The sequence below is a fragment of the Pandoraea faecigallinarum genome, assembly GCF_001029105.3.
In the GTDB taxonomy this organism is placed as follows: Bacteria; Pseudomonadota; Gammaproteobacteria; order Burkholderiales; family Burkholderiaceae; genus Pandoraea; species Pandoraea faecigallinarum.
The window spans coordinates 3,016,424-3,036,158 of sequence record NZ_CP011807.3; the positions used below are offsets into that span (position 1 = coordinate 3,016,424).

A 19,735-nucleotide genomic window follows, 5' to 3' on the forward strand; every position below is an offset into this window, starting at 1 on the left:
GAAAATCGGGTCAGCATATTTGCCGGTTTTTCGGTCGTCAATACCCCGTTTTGTGGATGTCGATACTGTGTTTTGGGTCAGGTGGCTGACGGTGGTGCCGCTGTTCTTCCGGGGAAGCACGCAATCAATGATAACGATTACATGGAAGGGCTGCCATTGCACCACGGCGCCCGCGCGCCGTCAGTAATCCCAGTCGTACTGGATTTGCCCATTCGACGTCACGTGGTTGCATGACATCTCGGTGCTTGACATGGGCTGGACGGTCCATCGCTTACGGCAAGGGTCGCCTTAACAGAAGTAGTTTAAATAGATCTCGAAGTCGCACCGGTTCTTTAGGGCGGTTCGCCCCCCCTGCGCCGGAGCCGATAGAGCGCTCTGCGACGCACCGGGCGCGACAGCCATCTACGCTCGCAAGCGGAAAACGCCCTACGTCGCTTTAAGATGCTCGCGGCTTACCGCATTCTGAATCTCGCTCTGAACCTTGCTCATGCCCGAAGTTTCCGTTGGCGATATGGGAGCTATCCCGTATGACGTTCGATATATGCGACAATACCCAGGTTTTTTGCTGCATCATCGGCCGGAAACGTACGAGCGTTTTGAAAAATTCCAAATAGATATTTTAAAAAGCTATGGATTTTCAATCGGGGAACACTGACGATCATCCGATCCCTCCGTGGGTATATCGCCTCGTCGCTCAGTGGAGGATTTTCGCGCCGCTGGCGATTGCCGTCGCGGGTATCGCCTATGGGGTCGGACATTCGCGTGCTTTTCATTTCGAGAGTAAAGGCTTTGTCGCGTTGCATCGCCCCATCGCGCTCTACAACTCACAGCGCCAGGCCTTTTATGACACTGCGCAGTTACGAAACTACCTCACACAGAAGAAAAAACTGGATACGCCCGAAGGGCAATACCTGATTAAGGCGCTCAGCCCCGCTTTCATTAATAAGAACGTGGTGCTTACGATGCCGTACGGGAAGGACGATCTGCGATACGTCGGCGATAAAGATCAGTCCGCGCTATTTTCGTCCGGCCTGACAATGACGATGCAAAGCGTTAATTCCGGCGAGGACGCGGCGGCGCGTATGCAATTGCTGGCCGCGTTCGTCGTGGATCAAATGCTGAAGCAGACGCTGGCATCGGAATTACGTGCCCGGCTGATGGCCGCGCGCAGTCAGCGCCAATCGCTCGACAACAAACTCATTGACATCAACCAGAACTTGCGCGAATTGTCGTCCCGCTTGACGCAGACGCGCGAAATTGCCGCCCGTTACCCGGAGTCCGCCCGACTCAATGATCGCCAGCTCTTGAGCACGGCGGGTGAAACCGGACGTTTTCTTTCCCCACTGGCGCAAATCATCGGCCTCGAGTCGGACATCGCCACTCACAAAGCGACGCGGGACCGGTTGATACGTCTCGAAAAAAGTAACACGATCGCGCTCAGCTTCTATGAGAATCTTTACAAGAAGCTCCCGGGCACGCCGACCGGTGAGCAACTTCTCAATGGCGTCATCACGGAAATCAAAAGCCATTTCGGCGCGACGCCGCCCGCCGACGATGTCGCTCGCGAGGTCTACACAATCAATTGTTGCTGGCGCAGTCCGTGCGCAGTGAGGGGCTGGTAACGCCCAGATTCATCTCCGGTCCCAGTGTGCCGACGCAGATGCAAGGTATTCCTCGCGTCGCATTGGCATTCCTTTCGCTTCTCATCGGTTTGTGTGTCTCTGGCGCAGTCACAATGCTTCTGGACGTTCTGAGATCGTCGAGAAAGCGTAGCTCCACGCCGCTCGCGCAAGGTGCAGTCGAGACCCATGTTACGCCGCGCCCGGAGGCCAACGGCCCGGTCGGGCTCGATTCGCGTCATGAGCACAGGCGTGCCTGACAGGGTCGCGGCGCAAATATCCGCGTCGCCCTTCCGATATGGCAAGCGAACGCCCACAATGTCACGATGTGGGCGGTTCGCTAATGGATACGGGTTTCGCAACGGGCCGGTGATGAACCAGCTAGAAGCTAGAAATCCGGGCGGAGAAGGACTTCGAGCCGGGTCTGTTTAGCGTGAGCGACTGGCGTCGAGCAGACCGAATATTCCGGACGCGAACAGCGTCCGTCTTGACAGGCTTCCTCGTAGGATACCCGAGCCACCGATTTCGGACCCTCGACGACAAACAGGCTTTTGTCGTTCCACCGCCCAGTGCCCGTGACATCGACACCCCACAACGTGCACAGCGAACTTTTCGCGGACTCGCCACACGTCCAGGTGGCCACGATGGCGGTCATGCCGCCGCATATCGCTGTGTCGCTTACCGGCTGTGCATGGCCCAAACAACTCGCACACGCCGACGTCAGAAAAAATACGAGATTACGCGCTGTAACCATGGGTATTGGCTTACTCAGCACCCCGACTCGTCAATTATTTTTTCTGAAATATACCTCACTCGATTCGTACGACGCAAAAAAGTGCCGCAGACAACGCTGCGGCGAAGAGGGAACCCTGTGCGGTCACCGACTCCCCATGCAAGTTCGGGGCGTGCGGCAAGCTGCCCGCCGCTCAACGCTTTGCCGCGTCGTCGTCGACCGAATCGCGGGCCAGATAAGTCTCCGTGACACGAGGAAGATGCGCAAGAAGCCAGCGCGCCATCTCGATCTCCTGCGGCAGGATCATCTCGCACGTCTTGCGCACGTCGTCACGTCCGCATTGTCTGGCGGCGGCGATCAGGGTCGTGTAGGCGGCGATTTCGATGTTCTCGAAAACGTATCCCGCCATCGCGCCCTTCACCACCTCGTCCGACGCCAAACCGCCACCGAGCGCCTGTCCGAACGCGCCGATGCGGCCCGCGAGATCCTTTATCGCGGACGGACTGCTGCCCAGCCCTTCCAGACACGTTTCGAGCAGTTTTTGCTGCCCGAGCGTCTCTTCGATGTGCTGCTCGATCCTGACCTTCAGCTCGGGATAGTGATCGAGCCGCGACGCCTGCGCCTTGAGCATGGTCTCGGCATGCTTCTCCATCGCGTACGCATCTCGAAGCCAGTCGATCAGGTGGTCCAATGATTCGTTCATGTGCATCTCCTTTGTCTCGGGAATTGGCAAAACGCCCCGGTGGCGCCTGGCGTGGGATTAACCTCCGGCAGTCGCCATCGTGGACAGCCATTGCTTGACGCCCGTCAGGGGTTCGTTCTCCGCTTCCAGCGTGTCGCTATTTCCAGCGGCGTGCCTTTGGCGTCCAGCAAGTTCTTCAAGCTTTCCATGGCGTTTCGCCGTCAACGGTTCGCGTGCCACGTCTGCAACGCAATAGCCGTGCCACGGGCCACCGCCGGGCCGGGGCAGGCTTCCGAAACGAGTGCGGTGGAAAAACTGCACCGGTCTGTAGAAATGGCGCGCCATCGGGCAACGCGCGCACCGGCCGTCGCGTCCAGATCGCCACGCACCGCGGCCGGGCGTGCGGCACGGCGAGACGGCCGAAGCGAAGGTAGGAAACTTGCTTGCGCTACACAGGGAAGTGCCGTCTCTTTATCCATTGCCGAGGAGCCAGCCGTGGAAACAGTACCGGACAACGATCGAACGGAGCGGGGAATGTCGAATCAGGGTTCCCGCAGGCCCGACCGGAACGCGAGCGATGGAGCGCTGCCGACGCAGGAAGAGCGGCTGGACTACCGCCTATTGCACGAAGATGGCGACGAGGAAACGATCGGAACACATCACGGACGCATGGGCAACGGCTACTGGCCGTCGCACGAGGCGACGGCGCCTCACGTCTCGCCGGTCCCGCCGGAGCCGCTGTCCGACGGCATATCGACCACGGGTGACGACAGCGAACCGGTACGCAAAGCCAGAACGAAGCCGCGCGGACAACGCCGCTCCGATCCGCCGCTGCGCCCATCGTCGGAGGGACTCGATATTGGCAACGAACCGCCAGCGCCGGATCAGCCACCGGACTGACATGTGCATGCCTGCGCGCGGCCTAATCGGAGACGGGAATATAGACCTTCATGGTGTAGCGCGCATCCGGCATGACCACGAGACGCGCTTCGACAACGCTCGTCCCTTCGAGGCGCGTACACACGGGCAACACGTAGACACAGTCGTACACACGCTGCACCGTCGGTTCTTCGCCGGGCTTTGCGGCCTGAAGCCGCATCGAACGCAAACGATCGAGGATGAAGCCGCGCACGTCCTGCTCGGAGGGAGTCTCCACGCCGATGGCGCGCGCGAATTCATCGTGTGCGAATTTCCGGACGAGATCCACCGTCTCGTCGAGGTTTGCCTGAACCGCGACAGTCTTCATATCTTTTTCTGCGTGAACAAACAGAGGGGAATCCGGAGTGACCAGTCGATCGATCACCAGCGACCATCCACCCAGTCCTTCGCCAGCACGCCGATCGATTCGAGGGCTTCCCTCTCGTCGTCGAAGATCGTGCCGCCGACCTGGCTCACCTGGTGATCGCGCCACAAACCGTCCGCCACCTTCAGTATCTCCGCCATGCCCCGCATCTTGCCGCCGGGGGCCGGCAAGACCGTGCATACGATTCGGAAACCCTTATAGGAAAACGACCTGACCGCCGCCATCTTTCACTCCTCGCGTACCCCGTGCCGGCAGGCTGGTCCTCCAACGTTTATGCCGCCCCACCCGGCACCGCAATTAGCACTGCATCCATGAAAAACGGGCGCTAACCCTCGACGCCCGACCGTGTTGCCAACAGAAAGATAGGGCAGATCTACCACTTTCAAAATACTGTTTTTTCGTACAGTCGGAATCCACCGACAAAAGAAAAAGGCACGCCCCGATAGACGAGGCCGTGCCTTTCATGCCTGCACGGCTTGCGCGCCGCACGGCAACCGTATTGCGCCCTCTTGCGGCGCGCGTCAAACCATTCCCGGCATCGACATCGGATCGTCAGGCCGTCAGTCGCGCGAGCAGCGTGCGCGGACGCCCTGCGCGCGCCTGTGCCGCGAGCGCCGCCTCGCGCCAGCGCGCCGTGGGCACCTCGGAGGACGAGAGCAGGCTGTCGAATCCGCATGCCCACAACATCGCCAGTTGGTCGGGCAACAGCGGGCCTGCGGCGCGGATCGCACCCTGGAAATTCCATTTGTCGCGCAGAAACTTCGCGAGCGTGAACCCGCGGCCATCGCGCGTCTTGGGAAATTCGATCACGACGAGTTCGAGTTGCGGCAGCAATGCAGCGATACGCTCGGGATCGTCGTGGCCCTGCACGCGAATGCCGGCGGGGGCCGCGCCGCGCTCGTTCGCGGCAAGCCACGCATCGAGCGGCAGCACGCTCTGCTGACAGGACTCGTTCGCCGCGTCCACCGGAATCGGTGTGTCGGCGCCGAGATAGGTCCAGACGTCTTCGGCCGGCAGGCCGTTACGATCAATCAACATGCAAAGCTCCCTTGAATTCTTCCGCGCCGACGCGACCAAGTGTGTCGATAAAACGCTCGCCTTCGTTACGCAGCTTCAGATAGCGCTCGAGAATGTTCTCGATGACCTGTGGCACGGCTTCGTAGGAGACCCCCGGGCCGAGGATCTTGCCCACGGCGGCGTTGTCGTCCGCCGAGCCCCCCAGCGTAATCTGATAGTTTTCCTTGCCGGCCTTGTCCACACCGAGAATCCCGATGTGCGCCACGTGGTGATGGGCGCAAGCGTTGATGCAGCCCGACACGTTGAGCGTCACCGGTCCGATGTCGCGTTGCTGCGCTTCGGTAAACCGCAGCGCGATGCGCTGCGCCACCGGCACCGAGCGGGCATTCGCGAGCGCGCAGTAGTCCAGTCCCGGGCATGCGATGGCATCAGAGATCAGCCCGATGTTCGGCGTTGCAAGACCCGCTGCCTTGAGCTGCTTCCACAGCGCATACAGCGCGTCGCGCTGCACGTGCGGCAGCACGAGGTTCTGTTCGTGCGTCACACGCAGTTCGCTGAACGAATACTCGTCGGCCAGATCGGCCAGCACCAACATCTCCTGAGCGCTCGCGTCGCCGGGAATGCCACCGGGCGGCTTGAGCGAGACGACCGCGCTGATGTAGCCCGGCACCTTGTGCTCGTGCGTGCAGGTGTCGACCCAGCGCTTGAATTCGACGTCGTTCTCATAGGCCTGCGTGAACGCGGCCGAGACTGCCGGCAGCGTCGCGAACTCGGGAACGATGAACCGCTCGCCGATGGCCTTGACGACGTTGTCCGCCAGCGGGCGATGCGTCTGTGCAATGCGCGCGAATTCTTCCTCGATCATCTCGATGAACTTCGCGGGCTGCATTTCCTTGATGAGGATCTTGATGCGCGCCTTGTAGATGTTGTCGCGACGGCCCAGCGCGTTGTACACGCGCAGGATCGCCTCGACGAAGCGCAGCAGATCGGCTTCGGGCAGCCACTCGCGCACGAGCGTGCCCACGATGGGCGTGCGGCCCAGACCACCGCCTGCGTAAATCTGGAATCCGACGTCTCCTTGCTCATTGGTCCGCGCGAGTATGCCGATGTCGTGAAAACGCACGGCCGCGCGATCCGTCTGTCCGCCGGTAATCGCGATCTTGAACTTACGCGGCAAATAGGTGAACTCGGGATGGTCCGTCGACCATTGACGCAGGATCTCGGCGTACACGCGCGGGTCGACGACTTCGTCTTTCGCCGCACCGGCGAACTGATCGGTCGTCACGTTGCGAATGCAGTTGCCGCTGGTCTGGATGGCGTGCAGATCGACGTCGGCCAGCGCCGACAGAATCTCCGGCGCATCGGTGAGCGTGGGCCAGTTGAATTGCAGGTTCTGACGCGTGGTGAAGTGCCCGTAACCTTTGTCGTAACGGTTCGCCACGAACGCAAGCTGACGCAGTTGCACCGCGCTCAGTGTGCCGTAAGGAATCGCCACACGCAGCATGTAGCCATGCAATTGCAGGTACAGACCGTTCATCAGACGGTAGACCTTGAAATCGTCTTCGCTCAGTTCGCCGCTCAGCCGGCGCGCGACCTGTTGACCGAATTCCTTCGCGCGGTCCTTCAGATACTCGCGCTCGGACGCGTCGTAGCGATAGATGCCCGCATGCTCCGGGGCGACGCTCAGTGCGGGGGCATGGGCAAGCGCAGCGTGCACGCCGTCGTCGGCGGCCTGCTTGCCGAGATCTTCACGTACCGACGGACCCCGTGCGCGCAGTCGCTCGCGAAAGTCCACCGGCACCGGGCCCGCTTCGCCGGGTTGCGCCGGGCGCGGGACGGGATCCACGATGAGATTGGCGGCTACGGAGGCCTTGGCGGCGGCTTGCGCCTGGTCGAGACTGTGTTCGTCGAACACGTGCGCCTGCGCCAGGTCATCTACCCAGTTGTGTTGCTGGTCCAGCCAGACGACCAGACCGTCTTTGAGCCGGTTCGCCGAAATCAGATTGCCTGCATTCATTCGATGCTCTCAATACCTGTAATTTTGGCCGCGAGTTGGTGGGAAACAATTCGCGATTAGAACCGCAGGCTATCAAGAGGCGACGGAATATACGAATATTCACTAGTTATGTAGGCATTACGAGATGTTGTTTGGCGAAAAAGTCACTCGCACCACTGTATTTTTATACAGTGTTCATGCTACATTCCCGATCATTCAACTTCATCGTGAGGGACACCATGAGCGACGCCAAATCCATCAAGTTCATCGTCGTGCCGTATCGCAAGAACAAGGACGGTCTGTTGCAACCGGGCGAACTGCGTCAGGCGAGCACGGAGTTCGGCGCGGTGCGTATCGCACAATCGATGGCCTCGGGATTTGCCGGCATCGCGGCTTATGAAGTGCTGGTCGACGAAGAGGACGGCACGATGGACGCCCCCCGCATTCTCTTTCAGGAAGGCGCCATCCCGGCAATGGCGGACTGAGGGCCGGGTCGGCACGGGCTTCCGCCCGGTCTTGCGCCTCACTCGGGGCGGGACGGGCGGGCAATGCTGTCGAACGTCTTCGTCTGCCGCGGATGCTGCAGGTCCCGGGTATCGAGCGCCCGGCGTTGTGCAAGCGCTTCCTGCACGCTGGGGCCCGTGGGCACACCGTTACGCTCGCTTGCCGTGCGATTGATGCTGGCGCTCGCGCTGTGGGCATCGGTCACCGTAGCGGTCCGGCCGCCGAGCGCCGCCACCGCGGGGCTCACCGCCGGTGTCCTGTTCGACTCGCGGATGCTGCCGAGGTCGCCAGCGCCCAGATACGACTGGGCGCCGGCCTGAGCACAGACCAGCGTGCCGGCGAGGCATAGACAAGCGGCGAAAAATTTGATGTGGCTCATGGCGTCCCCCGTTTGGCTGGTGAAGATGGGTGGTTGTCGATGGCTGGATTGTCTCAGCCGCGTGCCGTCTTGTCGCCCTGCATTAATCACAGTGGGCGCTCTGCCCCTTCCCTTCCCGCTCCCGCCTCGTTCCTTCGCCTCCCGTAAGACGAACGATCGGCTATCAAATTTAATAGCCCGTTCTGCTACACTGCGCAAAAAATGGGCTTCCGGCTCAAGAGAAAGAAATGCAACAACGGGGGATCTCATGTCGGACGATGTCAGTTTTCGCCGGGCAACGGACGCTGTCCGGGCCGTGGGAGCCGGACATGCGGACTGGCTCGACGTCGTGCATACCGCGCGGGACTTTCTCGGCGCGGACGCCGCCACATTGCTGTGCCACGACAAGCAAAGCCGCTCGGTCCGCTTCGTCGAACAATCCGGGCATGAAGCGCGCCTGATCGAGGAGTACGCGCAGCATTTCTATCAATACGACGACGCCACCCGGCGCTTCTGGCACGCGAGCGCCGGCACGTGGTACGACTCGCGCGTTGCGCGCGAACACGAATCGGAGAACGATCGGGTCTTCTGGAACGAATTCATGCGCCCTTACCAACTCCAGCAGTTGGTCGGCGTGGTGATCTGCAACGACGATGATGCCCTCACGGCGCTGAGCATCCAGCGCATGCATATCGTCGAACCCAGCTTTGCGCACGCGGCGCGCATTGCCGAGTACGAGCGCCTGCTCGCCGCTGCCTTTGCCGCCCGGCGCGCCGCCGCGCGCGCCAGCCTGAGCGCGCTGAGCCAGATGCTCGACCCGGCGCGCGAAGGTTTCCTCATCGCCTCGCCGGACGGCTGGGCGCTCGAGTTCGCGCCCGGGCTCGACTCGCTGCTCGGCGGTCACGACAGCCAATTGATCCTGAAGCAGCGGCGTCTCATGCACCGGCAACCGGCATGGCAGACCCGCTTGCAGACGGCACTGCGACAGGCCGGCGTCGATGGCGAGCCCGTGACGCTGGTAGTGCCGGACTCGTGGGGACACGCCTACCGGCTGAGCTTACGCCGCCTGAGCGCGCCAATGAACCATGGCCTGCGCGCGGCCGTCGGCGTGCGCATCGAGCGACGCAGCGTTTTCAATGTCCCGGGCGAAGCCGCGTTACGCGAGCACTTCGCGCTGACCCCGGCCGAAGCCCGGCTCTTTCACCACCTCGTGGCGGGGTTGACCATCGGGGAATGCAGCGAAGTCCTGAATCTGGGCACGAGCACGCTGCGCACCCAGCTGTCGGCGATTCTGCGCAAGACGGGGTGTCACCGTCAGGGCGAGTTGCTCCGCCTGGCGGCGATGCTGACAGCGTAGCGCCGCGCGTCTGGTTTTCGGACGACGTGGTGCGCCGGTGCACCTGCCCATGACTATCCCCCGTGCGATGCCGGGTCCGACGCCGCATCGGACGCCGCGGGCGCGGTCTTGCGGCGCATCACGGTCGTGCTGATGCGATTACGTCCGCTTTGCTTGGCGATGAACAGTTGCGCTTCGGCCGCTTGCACAATGGCGTGCGCGCTCTCGCACGCGTCGGCGGCACCCGTTGCCGCGCCCACGCTCACCGTGACCATGCCCGTCTCGCTACCCACATGGTCGATGTGCAGACGTTCGATGTCGCGACGGACCTGCTCGGCCATGACGGCAGCCGCCTGCGCATCGGTGTCGGGCAACACCACCGCGAACTCCTCGCCGCCGTAGCGAGCCGCCATGTCGCTGTCGCGCCTGAGGTGTCCGCTAATGTTCTTGGCGACCGCGCGCAGCACATCGTCGCCGGCCGGATGGCCGTACGCGTCGTTGAAATGCCTGAAATGGTCGATGTCCACGAACAGGATCGACAGCGGCGTGCCCGAACGTTTCGCCCGCTGCCATTGGGCGGCGAGTTTGGTGTCCAGTGCGTGGCGATTGGCCAGGCCGGTGAGGCCATCGGTCACGGCCAGGCTCACGAGCCGCGCCGCGGCACTCGCGCGCGTGCGCATCGCCGCAGCCAGCAACCAGGCGCCGGCAACGAGGGTTGCCGCGCACATGACAGCAATCACGCCAAAGAGCAACGTATGCCGTCGCCATTCGCGCATGAGCACTTCGTTCGACGGCGTCACCACGACGTACATCGACGCCCCCGGCACCCGCACCGACCGATAGTCCATCGCGCTTACGCCCTCGGGAAACGACAGCGCCGTGGCCAGATCGCCGTTGCGGGCGGCATTGCCCGGCAACGTCACGAGCATGCCCGGGCGCGAGTCCGCGCACGGGTCGCAGGCGAGCACCGTGCCCTTCTCTTCCACGATGTCGATGGATCGCAGATCGGCCGAATCCACGTCGTTGACGAGCGTGCTCAGATGGTCGAGCCGCAACGCAAGCACGGCCACGCCGGCGAACGAATGATCGGGGGCGGCGATGCGGCGCGTGAGCGCCACCGAGAGCGCCCCGCCGTGAGTGCGCGAAGCATAGGGTTGCGAGATATACAGTCCCAGCGACGGGCTCGATTCGTGCGAACGGAAGTAGTCCCGGTCGGCGACACTCACCGGCGCGCCCGGCGGTTGATTCAGGGGTGCGGCAATGCGCCCTTGCCTGTCGACGACGTAGGCGTCGTCAAGGAAATCGCGGCTCAGGGTCTGCCCGAAACGCACCCGGTCGCGCACGCGCTCGGGGAAAAGCGGCGTGACCGGATCTTCCGCCTCGCGCACCATCTCCTTGAGCAGCGCGTCGTACACCGCGATGTTGCCGCCAAGACTTGCCGCCACCACCGACGCCACGCTTTGCGCACGCTCCAGTGCGTGGAGGTAACGTGTCTGCCGGTCGGCGCGCAGCAACCACGTCACACCCATCAGTATCGCCACCGCGATGGCCGTGCCGGCGAAGCCGATCGTCGATGGATGGCCGGCGAATCTGGCGAACAGCGCGCGAAGTCTTTTTCCTGCCCAATTCCGCAAACGAGAGACACTCAGGCGTGTGGTCATGGCAAAGGCCGAGAAAGATATGGGCGACTGAATTAGTGGGGATGCCTCGAATTGCGTGAGTGACGTGAATGCCGGGCGTTGTGCGAAATATCGTCGAGCAACGGCACGATGGCGAGCATGATGAGCACGACGGCGAGCGGAATCGTCGAGACGAAGCCCAGATACTTGAATCCGAGCGCGCCTGTCAGTCCGCCAAGAAAGAACATGCCCAGCAAGGCACAGAGCAGACGCAGCTTCTGCCGGTCGCCTGCCACGCGCGGTAATTCCTGCGCGACGCCGGGCCGGTTCCAGTAGCCCATCTTGCCCAGTTCGATGCCAATGTCCGTGACCAGCCCGGTCACGTGTGTAGTACGGATCTCCGCGCGCGAAATCTTGGTGACGATCGCGTTTTGCAGCCCCATCACATAGCACAGCAATCCGACGGTGGCGGGCACGTAGAACCAGCGCTGCCCTTCCAGATTGGCGCCCATCATGCCGAAGGTCAGCAGGAGTATCGCCTCGAACATGAGCGGCGCCGCGTATTCGCTGTGCGTATGGTGGCGTCGTCCCCAATGGATCAGCACGGCCGACGTGGCGGCCCCGAACAGGAACGCCAGCAAGGCACTCAGCCCGGCGAACACCAGCACCAGTTGCCCGAGCACCAGATTGTCGGAGAGCGACGCCACGATGCCCGACATGTGCGACGTGTACTGTCCAACGGCGAGGAAGCCGCCGGCGTTGGCCGCGCCCGCCACGAAAGCGAGCGAGCAGCCCAGACGACGGTTCGCGGCGTCCGTACGCATCGGCTGGGTGAAACCGCGTAAATAGTTGATCGGCATGGCGCGTAAGAGTCCCCGGCATCGCACTTCAGGTATTCTAATGTGCGTTGACGCAAAGTCGACGCCAACCTCATGTCATTGCCGCGCAGGCCGTGCGACGAGGGGGCGAAATGGGGGATTCACAACAATGATCGAGTGTTACGCGTACATCAGCCGCGCCTTGCCGGACCTCGATCCGGTCGCGCTATCGAAAATCATCGTCCACTCGCGCGGGTTCAACGATGCCCATGGGGTGACGGGCGTACTGCTCTATGACGGCAGCGCTTTCTATCAGTACATCGAAGGGCCCGCCGACGCGCTGGCGGACGCCCGTCAGCGTATCGAAGCCTCGCGCCACCACGGCGCCATTCAGGTGTTGCTCGACGGCACGCCCCACCGTCCCGGCGCCTTCCCGAGGTGGAGCCTCGGTTATCTGATGCTGGACGAACCGGCCCATGCACTGCACGCGTTCGTCATGCCGGCGAACCACGCGCAACTCGTCGGCGCGTTCCACCTCCTCGCCGCGCAGGCGGACGTGATGTAGGCCGGCGCGTCGCGCTTGGCAAGTGCATGCGCGACGCGCCGGCCCGCGTTGGCTTACTGCTCGATCTGGCGATTCCAGCGCTGATCCCACTGGGCGCGACGCTGATTGATGGCGTCCCAGTCCACCGTCTTGATGTTCTTGGTCAGGTCGTCGAGTTTGCCGAGACGTTTTTGCATCGTCGGCGGAATCGTCGCCTGCGGGTTCGTCGGGATGTAGGCGCCGGCGGCGGCGGCCAGTGTCTGGCCCCTGGCCGACAGGAGGAACTGCGCGAGCTTTTGCGCCATCGCGTTGTCCGGGCTGTTCTTCACGACGCACAGATCGACAAGCAACTGCACCGCGCCTTCCTTCGGTGCGACGTAGCCGACCTGAATGCCCTTGTCCTGAAGGTCGCTCACGGCCGTCGGGGTCAGCGGGAAGATCGCGGCTTCACCGGTCTGGATCATCTCCGAGAGCTTGGCCGAGTTCGGAATGTACTCGACGACGTTCGGGCCGACTGTCGACGCCCACTTGGTGAAGCCCGGTTCGACGTTGGTCTCGCTGCCGCCCCAAATACGGTTCAGTGCGAGAAAGCCATGCAGGCCGAAGGTGCTGCTCGATGCCGACTGGAACACCACCTTGCCCTTGTACTTCGGATCGGCGAAATCGGTCCACGAGGTCGGCGCCGCCCAGCCCTTTTCCTTGAACAACTTGGTGTTGTAGCCAATACCGGTCATGCCGAGTTGAACGCCGGCGCCCATGTCGTCCTTCACGCGCGCGGACGGCATCAGTTCCTTGAGCACGGGCGAGTCGTCGAGCTTCTGGCAAACGCCCATGCCGATGGCACGCGCCATGACGCCGTCGTCCAGGAACACGACATGCATCTGCGGGCTATTGCGGTTGGCAAGCAGCTTGGCGAGCACGTCCGAAGACGTGCCCGGCACCACCACGACCTTCACGTTGTTGGCCTTCTCGAACTCCGGGAAAACCTGGCTCGTGTAAGCCTTTTCCATCGGGCCGCCATTCATGCCGATGTAGAGCGTTTTGGACTGCGACCAGGCCTCGCTGCCTGCGCCCAATGCCAGCGCCGCAGCGCACATGACGACCTTATGGGATAGCTTCATCGTGGTTCTCCTTGCGTTTGCAGGGTGTTAGGAATGTTGTTGGGTAACGCACGCCGAATGGGGGCGATGCGCGAACCGGTCGACGGCAAATGCATCGATCGGCGTGATGGTCTCGCCGTGGGTGACGAGATCGGCCAGCACTTCGCCGACACCGGGTGCGAGCAGAAAGCCGCCGCCGGAGAAGCCGAAGGCGTGTACCAGACGCGCAGTCGTGCGACTCATGCCGATGACGGGATTGTCGTCCGGGGTCTCGCCTTCCACGCCGCTCCACGTACGAATGAGCAACGCATTGCGCAGCGCCGGGAGCAAGGCGCAAGCCTCGCGCATGACGGCGCGCGTGGTGTCGGCCGACGGCTGGGCATACTCGCCGTCGCCGGTACCGCGTCCACCGCCGATCACGCAGTTGCCGCGCTCGACTTGCCGCGCATAAACGCCGCCGCCGTACACGCCAAGGCTGTGACCGACGAACTTCGGCAACGGCTCCGTCACCCACATGTTCGGGTAGATGGCATGCATCGGCACGCGCTCTCCGAACGTGCCGGCGATGTGATTGGCCCATGCGCCGGCGGTATTGAGCAGCCAGTCGCAGCTCACATGCAGGGTCTCGCCCTGCTCGGGCTGCGCCGTCAGTTGAAAGCGCACGCCGTCATGCGCTACCGAGGTAATCGGGGTGCGTTCGCGAACGTCCGCACCGAGGGCGCGCGCGGCGCGCGCAAAGGCGGGCGACACCAGGCGCGGATTCGCATGGCCGTCGCTCATGCACAGCGAGCCGCCGACGGCGCCCTCACCGAGCCACGGGAAACGCCGGCGGAATTCCGCCCCGCGAATCACGGTGGACGTGAGCCCATAGTTCGCCGCCATCGCCGCCCATGCATCGAGCGGTTCGAGATCGCTCTCGCGGCGCGCGAGACGCAGATGGCCCGAGGGGATGAATTCGCCATCGATGCCGATCAACGCCGGCAGACGATCCCAGACGCGACGCGCACGCATCGCGAGCGGCAATTGCTCTTCGGGGCGGCCCTGACACCGCACACCGCCGTAATTCACGCCGCTGGCCTGCGCACCGCAGTAGCGGCGCTCGAACAGCGCCACCTTCAGGCCGCGCTCGGCCAGCGCGCGTGCAGCCGAGGCGCCAACCAGTCCACCGCCGGCGATCGCCACGTCGTAATGCAAGGTCCCGCGCAGTTCACTCATCGCGCGCCTCTTCGGGAATGGTCGCAACGTTCTCGTCGAACAGCATCGGGGCAATCGGAATCGGTTTGATGGGTGCCTGTGCACGCAAACGCCCCACTTGCGCGAGTGCCTGCCCACTCGCCTCGGCGAGCACGTGGCAGGCCGCTTCGCCGCACATCCGCCCCTGGCAGCGCCCCATCCCGACACGGGTGAGGGCCTTGAGACGGTTGATTTCGCTCACGCCGTCCACACGCACACATTCGCGCAGCGTGCGCGCGCTGATCTCTTCGCACCGGCATACGAGCATGTCGTCCGGCCACCGTGCCGCAGGCGCTTCGGGCAGCGCGAACGCCTGCTCGATGCCTTCGCGAAAGCGGCGAATGCCGGCGAGCTTGCGCTCGATGCTCGCGGCATCGGGCATGTCCGGCATGGACGGCGCTGCAACGCCAAGGTCTTCGAGCAGCGCGAGCGCGGCGCGGCGCCCCGCGAGTTCGGCAGCGTCTGCGCCGGCGATCCCCGCACCGTCGCCCGCCAGATAGATGCCCGAGCACGAAGTGCGCCCGGCCGCGTCGCGCGCCGGGAGCCAGCAACGGTTCAGTTCGTCGAACACGAAGCGGCAACCGGCGAGATCGGCCAGTTGCGTTTCCGGGCGCAGGCCATACCCCAGACCAACGGCGCTGCATTCGAGCGAATGCTCGCGGCCGTCGCGCAGCCAGCGAATCGCTCGCACACCGGCTGCGCCATCGATATCGTCGCCCGCCTCGGCACCCTCGATACTGTCGAGCGTCACGCCGTGTTCGACGCGCACGCCGTGCGCGCGCAGCCATCCCACGTAGTAGACGCCCTTGGCGAACGTGGACGGCTGACTCAGCAAACGGGGCGTGGCCCTGGCCTGCGCGGCGAACGCGCTGGTGTCGAGCACGGCGGCGACGTTCGCCCCCGCCTTCGCATACTGATAAGCCACGAGATACAGCAACGGCCCGGTGCCCGCGAACACGACGCGCTCGCCGATTGCGCAGCCCTGCGCCTTGAGCGCAACTTGCGCACCGCCGAGGGTATACACGCCCGGCAAGGTCCATCCCGGCAAGGGCAGCACGCGGTCGGTGGCACCGCTCGCGATAATCAGATGGCTGAACGGCACCGGCGTTTCACGGCCCTCATGCATCGTGTGGAGCCGCCGCGGATCGCATGCCCAGACCAGCGTCTCGGGACGATAGTCGACATGCGGCAACAGCGACGACATCGCATTGTGAACGGCCTCGGCCTTTGCGGCTTCGAAGCCGTACAGCGTCTGCTTGCTGCGCGTGAAACCGGCGTGTGCCGGCGGCTGACGATAGATCTGGCCGCCCCAGCGCGGGTTCTCGTCGAGCACGATCGGCCGCAAGCCCGCCGCCACCAGCGTTTGCGCCGCGCGTATCCCCGCCGGCCCCGCGCCGACGATGACAGCATCGGTGAAGTCGGCACCCTGCCGCGCGGGCGGAGGTCCGGCGCGCTCAATCATGCGAGCCTCCAGGCGCGAGTGCGATATGGGTGGCATCGATGGCATCGATGGCATCGATGGCATCGGTGGCAAGCGTGACGATGCGCATGCCCGGCTGGACAATCGTCGAGCAGGCACGCAAGCGCGTCAACTGCCTCTCGCCGTGACCGTCTGACACTGTCTCGCACCGCACCCAGCAATCCTGACACGCGCCAATCAGGCAAAAGCCCGCGCGAGGCGTGCCGCTGAACTCGCTGAACCGCACATGGCGCTGATGCGTGAGGATTGCCGTGAGCAAGGTGTCGCCGGCAAGGGCCTGCACCGGCTCGCCGTCGAGATAGAACGTGACGGGTGCGCGCGACGTTTCGGCCAGACGCGTCAGTTGCGCATGACGGGCGGACCGGGCAGGCGCGCGCGGGGCCTGAATCGGAAATTGGGAAGAACGGGACATGGGAGTCGTTGGGCGCGCGTTCAGTGCTGACCGATCAGAATGCGGTTCAGGCCGTAGATGCGGTCGAGCAGCAGCATCGCGCCGAGCGTCACGGCGATCACGAGCGCCGAGACGGACGCCATCATGGGATCGATCGATTCGGTCGCGTACATGTACATGCGCACCGGTAGCGTCACGGTCTGCGGCGCCGTCAGGAAGACCGACATCGTCAACTCGTCGAAGCTGTTGATGAACGCAAGCAGCCAGCCGCCGGTAATGCCGGGCAGAATCATCGGCATGGTCACGCGGCGAAAGGTGGTCCACGACCCGGCACCGAGCGAGGCCGCGGCGTTTTCGACGCTGCGGTCCAGCCCGCTGATCGACGCGAGCACGAGACGCATGATGAACGGCGTCACGACGATCATATGCGCGAAGACGAGTGCGCCGAACGAGCCGGTCACGCCCAGCATCGCAAAGAAGCGAAGCAGCGCGATACCGAGCACCAGCCCCGGAATCACCAGTGGCGAGAGCAGCAGACCGTTGAGAAAGTTGCGTCCCGGAAAGCGCGAGCGGCCGATGGCCAGTGCGGCGGGCAATGCCAGCGCGAGCGAGAGCGTGGCCGAGATGAACGCGAGCTTCAGACTGGTGAAGAACGACGCGACGAAATCGGGATAGTCGAGAATCGCGCGGAACCAGCGCAGCGAAATGCCTCGCGTGGGCAGCGAGAGTGTCTGCTCCGGCGTGAACGCGACCAGCACCACGATAATCATCGGGGCGAGCACAAAGAGAATGACGAGCGCATGAAACGCGAGCGCCAGAGGACTGTTTTTACGCATGATGGCGAATGAGTTCTGTTCTGCGGTGGCCTTAGCCCATGCTTCGCGAATAACGGCGATCGAGCACACGGTAGTACGTGAGCATCACGATCAGATTCGCCACGAGCAACAGCACGGCGATGGTGGCGCCCAGCGGCCAGTTCAGCGAACTGAGGAACTGGTCGTACACGGCCGTGGCCGCGACCTTCAAACGGCGTCCGCCCAGCAGGCTCGGAATGGCGAAGGCGCTGGCCGACAGGCCGAAGACCATCAGGCTGCCCGACAGAATCCCCGGCACGAGTTGCGGCAGCACGATACGGCGCAGTGTGGTCGCGGGCGAGGCCATGAGCGAGAGCGCGGCATTCTCCGTTTGCGGATCGAGGCGTTGCAGCGACGTCCATACCGGAATCACCATGAACGGCAGCATCACGTGCGCGAGCGCCACCACGATGGCGAAGTTCGTGTACTCCATCTTGTACGGCCCCATGCCGACCAGTTCGAACGCCTGATTGATCAGGCCGCCCGAACTCAGCAACATGCTCCAGCCGAACGCGCGCACCACGATCGACACGAGCAGCGGCGAGAGAATCACCAGTAGAAAGAGCGAGCGCCACGGATCGCCCATGCGCGAGAGTACGTAGGCTTCGAACGTCCCCACGACAGCGCAGATCGCCGTGACGGTGAGCGAGATGCCGAACGTGCGCAGGAAGATCGTGTGGAAGTACGCGTCGAACAGCACTTCCTTGTAGTTCTCGAACTGGAATGCGGCAATGGGACCGCTCGCCGGGTCGAACTGATAGAACGTGAGCGCGAGCGTCATGAGCAACGGAATGAGCACCAGCGCCACGAACAGCAGCATGGCCGGCGCGCTCATCACCCACATCGGCGCATAGGCCTGCCACGGCGCGCGCGCCGCCGGTGCGGCGCCGGTACGCGGGACTTGAAGCGTCTCAGCCATTGGCGCAAGCTCCCGCGGCAACGAAGCGCACCGCTTCCGCATGCCAGTCGAGGCCCACCGGCGAGCCTTCGTTGAGCGGCTCGCCGCCTTCGTTCTGACAACACACGAGCACCTCGCCGAGCGCGCTGTCCACACGGTACAGCCACTGGCTGCCGAGGAAGAAGCGGCTCGTCACGGTCGCCGGCAGACGACCCGCGGACGGCGCGCACAGACGGACCTTTTCAGGGCGCAGACACATGGTGATGGCGTCGCCGACCGCCATGCCGCGATCGCGCGGCGAGAGATCCGTAAGCGCGGCGCGCTGGGTCAATTGCGCGCCCAGATCGATATGCAGATGCTCTGCGTCGCGCGCGGCCACCCGGCCGGCCAGCATGTTGGCCTTGCCGATGAACTGCGAGACGAACGGTGTTTCCGGACGCTCGTACGCACGATAAGGCGTGTCGACCTGCGTAATACGGCCGGCCTCCATGACCACGACGCGGTCGCTGATCGACAGCGCTTCGGACTGATCGTGCGTGACCATGATCGTGGTCGTGCCGATCTTGCGCTGAATCGAACGCAGTTCGAACTGCATGTCCTCGCGCAATTTGGCGTCGAGGTTTGACATCGGTTCGTCGAGCAGCAGCACCGGCGGTGCGATTACCACGGCGCGCGCAATGGCCACGCGCTGGCGCTGACCGCCCGAGAGTTCGCGCGGATAGCGATGGCCGAGGGCGTCGAGTCGCACGAGCGCGAGCGCCTCGCGGATACGGTCCTGACGTTCTGCCTTGTCGACGCCGCGCATCTCCAGACCGAAGCCGACATTGTCCGCCACCGTCATATGCGGAAACAGCGCGTAGCTCTGGAACACAATGCCCAGACCGCGCTTGTTCGGGCGCATGTTCGTGATGTCGCGACCGTCGAGCGTGATGCGCCCGGTGGTGGCTTCAACGAAGCCCGCGATCATCTGCAACGTGGTGGTCTTACCGCAGCCCGACGGGCCGAGCAACGAGACGAACTCGCCCTTCTCCACCGAGAGATTGACGTTCGAGACGGCATTCAACTCGCCGAACGTCTTGGAAACATCCGTCAAAGTCAGAAAAGACATGGTCACTACCTTTGGGCACGCACGCGCCACATGAAATGCAATTGCCTCGAACAGTAGCGAGCCAAATTGCACGCCGCAAGATAACGATTCCATGAAACGAGATAAATTTTCAGATTATTTCGTTTGATGGAATATTAAACAG

At 63.4% G+C, this 19,735-nt stretch carries 20 protein-coding genes; 5 read left to right on the forward strand and 15 right to left on the reverse strand.

Features of this window, described 5'->3' with window-relative positions:
• Positions 1–629 precede the first annotated feature (629 nt).
• A complete protein-coding gene (locus tag AB870_RS13045) occupies positions 630–1,622 on the forward strand; it encodes a hypothetical protein (RefSeq protein WP_047905045.1) in 993 nt (330 codons plus the stop codon).
• 923 nt (positions 1,623–2,545) lie between these two features.
• Here the strand turns inward: AB870_RS13045 and AB870_RS13050 are convergent.
• On the reverse strand, positions 2,546–3,055 hold the full coding sequence (locus AB870_RS13050; RefSeq protein ID WP_047908169.1) for a ferritin-like domain-containing protein: 510 nt from the start codon (positions 3,053–3,055) through the stop codon (positions 2,546–2,548).
• Between the two features lie 513 nt (positions 3,056–3,568).
• Here AB870_RS13050 and AB870_RS13055 point away from each other — a divergent pair.
• On the forward strand, positions 3,569–3,934 hold the full coding sequence (locus tag AB870_RS13055; RefSeq protein ID WP_053059359.1) for a hypothetical protein: 366 nt from the start codon (positions 3,569–3,571) through the stop codon (positions 3,932–3,934).
• A gap of 22 nt (positions 3,935–3,956) precedes the next feature.
• Here the strand turns inward: AB870_RS13055 and AB870_RS13060 are convergent, their stop codons facing one another.
• The 4 genes from AB870_RS13060 to AB870_RS13075 all read right to left on the reverse strand — a co-directional run bounded on the left by AB870_RS13060 (position 3,957) and on the right by AB870_RS13075 (position 7,371).
• On the reverse strand, positions 3,957–4,280 hold the full coding sequence (locus AB870_RS13060) for a hypothetical protein (RefSeq protein ID WP_053059360.1): 324 nt from the start codon (positions 4,278–4,280) through the stop codon (positions 3,957–3,959).
• A gap of 53 nt (positions 4,281–4,333) precedes the next feature.
• Positions 4,334–4,561: a hypothetical protein gene (locus AB870_RS13065; protein ID WP_071386877.1), complete on the reverse strand. Its 228-nt coding sequence runs from the start codon at positions 4,559–4,561 to the stop codon at positions 4,334–4,336.
• A gap of 328 nt (positions 4,562–4,889) precedes the next feature.
• Entirely contained in the window at positions 4,890–5,375 is a 486-nt protein-coding gene (locus AB870_RS13070; RefSeq protein WP_047905047.1) for a DUF934 domain-containing protein, read from the reverse strand.
• Positions 5,365–7,371, reverse strand: coding sequence for a DUF2849 domain-containing protein (locus tag AB870_RS13075; protein ID WP_047905048.1), 2,007 nt, complete (start codon positions 7,369–7,371; stop codon positions 5,365–5,367). The genes AB870_RS13070 and AB870_RS13075 overlap by 11 nt, the downstream gene beginning before the upstream one ends.
• Positions 7,372–7,589: 218 nt before the next feature.
• Here AB870_RS13075 and AB870_RS13080 point away from each other — a divergent pair, with 218 nt between their 5' ends.
• On the forward strand, positions 7,590–7,835 hold the full coding sequence (locus AB870_RS13080; protein ID WP_047905049.1) for a hypothetical protein: 246 nt from the start codon (positions 7,590–7,592) through the stop codon (positions 7,833–7,835).
• Between the two features lie 38 nt (positions 7,836–7,873).
• Here the strand turns inward: AB870_RS13080 and AB870_RS13085 are convergent, their stop codons facing one another.
• Positions 7,874–8,233: a hypothetical protein gene (locus AB870_RS13085; protein WP_047905050.1), complete on the reverse strand. Its 360-nt coding sequence runs from the start codon at positions 8,231–8,233 to the stop codon at positions 7,874–7,876.
• 247 nt (positions 8,234–8,480) lie between these two features.
• On the opposite strand from AB870_RS13085, the gene AB870_RS13090 reads away from it, so the two are divergent.
• Positions 8,481–9,569: a helix-turn-helix transcriptional regulator gene (locus AB870_RS13090; protein WP_053059361.1), complete on the forward strand. Its 1,089-nt coding sequence runs from the start codon at positions 8,481–8,483 to the stop codon at positions 9,567–9,569.
• A gap of 53 nt (positions 9,570–9,622) precedes the next feature.
• Here the strand turns inward: AB870_RS13090 and AB870_RS13095 are convergent, their stop codons facing one another.
• Together AB870_RS13095 and AB870_RS13100 are read right to left on the reverse strand one after the other, a co-directional pair.
• Positions 9,623–11,209, reverse strand: coding sequence for a GGDEF domain-containing protein (locus AB870_RS13095; protein WP_084663675.1), 1,587 nt, complete (start codon positions 11,207–11,209; stop codon positions 9,623–9,625).
• Positions 11,210–11,241: 32 nt separating this feature from the next.
• On the reverse strand, positions 11,242–12,027 hold the full coding sequence (locus tag AB870_RS13100) for a YoaK family protein (RefSeq protein ID WP_047905051.1): 786 nt from the start codon (positions 12,025–12,027) through the stop codon (positions 11,242–11,244).
• A gap of 127 nt (positions 12,028–12,154) precedes the next feature.
• On the opposite strand from AB870_RS13100, the gene AB870_RS13105 reads away from it, so the two are divergent.
• Positions 12,155–12,550 carry a BLUF domain-containing protein gene (locus tag AB870_RS13105; RefSeq protein WP_047905052.1) on the forward strand — a complete coding sequence of 132 codons (396 nt, stop codon included), beginning with the start codon at positions 12,155–12,157 and terminating at the stop codon, positions 12,548–12,550.
• A 53-nt stretch (positions 12,551–12,603) separates the two neighbouring features.
• Here AB870_RS13105 and AB870_RS13110 read toward each other — a convergent pair whose 3' ends face one another.
• Genes AB870_RS13110 through AB870_RS13140 form a run of 7 tightly spaced genes read right to left on the reverse strand, consistent with a single transcriptional unit; the run spans position 12,604 to position 19,593 of the window.
• Entirely contained in the window at positions 12,604–13,650 is a 1,047-nt protein-coding gene (locus AB870_RS13110) for an ABC transporter substrate-binding protein (protein ID WP_047905053.1), read from the reverse strand.
• A gap of 27 nt (positions 13,651–13,677) precedes the next feature.
• Positions 13,678–14,844 (reverse strand): NAD(P)/FAD-dependent oxidoreductase, encoded by a 1,167-nt coding sequence (locus AB870_RS13115; RefSeq protein ID WP_047905054.1) that lies wholly within the window; start codon positions 14,842–14,844, stop codon positions 13,678–13,680.
• Positions 14,837–16,324 carry an FAD/NAD(P)-dependent oxidoreductase gene (locus tag AB870_RS13120; protein WP_047905055.1) on the reverse strand — a complete coding sequence of 496 codons (1,488 nt, stop codon included), beginning with the start codon at positions 16,322–16,324 and terminating at the stop codon, positions 14,837–14,839. Before AB870_RS13120 ends, AB870_RS13115 begins: the two co-directional genes overlap by 8 nt.
• On the reverse strand, positions 16,317–16,754 hold the full coding sequence (locus AB870_RS13125; protein WP_064674829.1) for a (2Fe-2S)-binding protein: 438 nt from the start codon (positions 16,752–16,754) through the stop codon (positions 16,317–16,319). The genes AB870_RS13120 and AB870_RS13125 overlap by 8 nt, the downstream gene beginning before the upstream one ends.
• A 20-nt stretch (positions 16,755–16,774) precedes the next feature.
• Positions 16,775–17,569, reverse strand: coding sequence for an ABC transporter permease (locus AB870_RS13130; protein ID WP_047905056.1), 795 nt, complete (start codon positions 17,567–17,569; stop codon positions 16,775–16,777).
• Between the two features lie 31 nt (positions 17,570–17,600).
• The gene (locus AB870_RS13135; RefSeq protein ID WP_047905057.1) at positions 17,601–18,506 is read right to left on the reverse strand and encodes an ABC transporter permease; all 906 of its coding nucleotides are present in this window, start codon (positions 18,504–18,506) and stop codon (positions 17,601–17,603) included.
• Positions 18,499–19,593, reverse strand: a complete 1,095-nt coding sequence (locus AB870_RS13140; protein WP_047908173.1) for an ABC transporter ATP-binding protein — start codon at positions 19,591–19,593, stop codon at positions 18,499–18,501. Before AB870_RS13140 ends, AB870_RS13135 begins: the two co-directional genes overlap by 8 nt.
• Between the last annotated feature and the right edge of the window lie 142 nt (positions 19,594–19,735).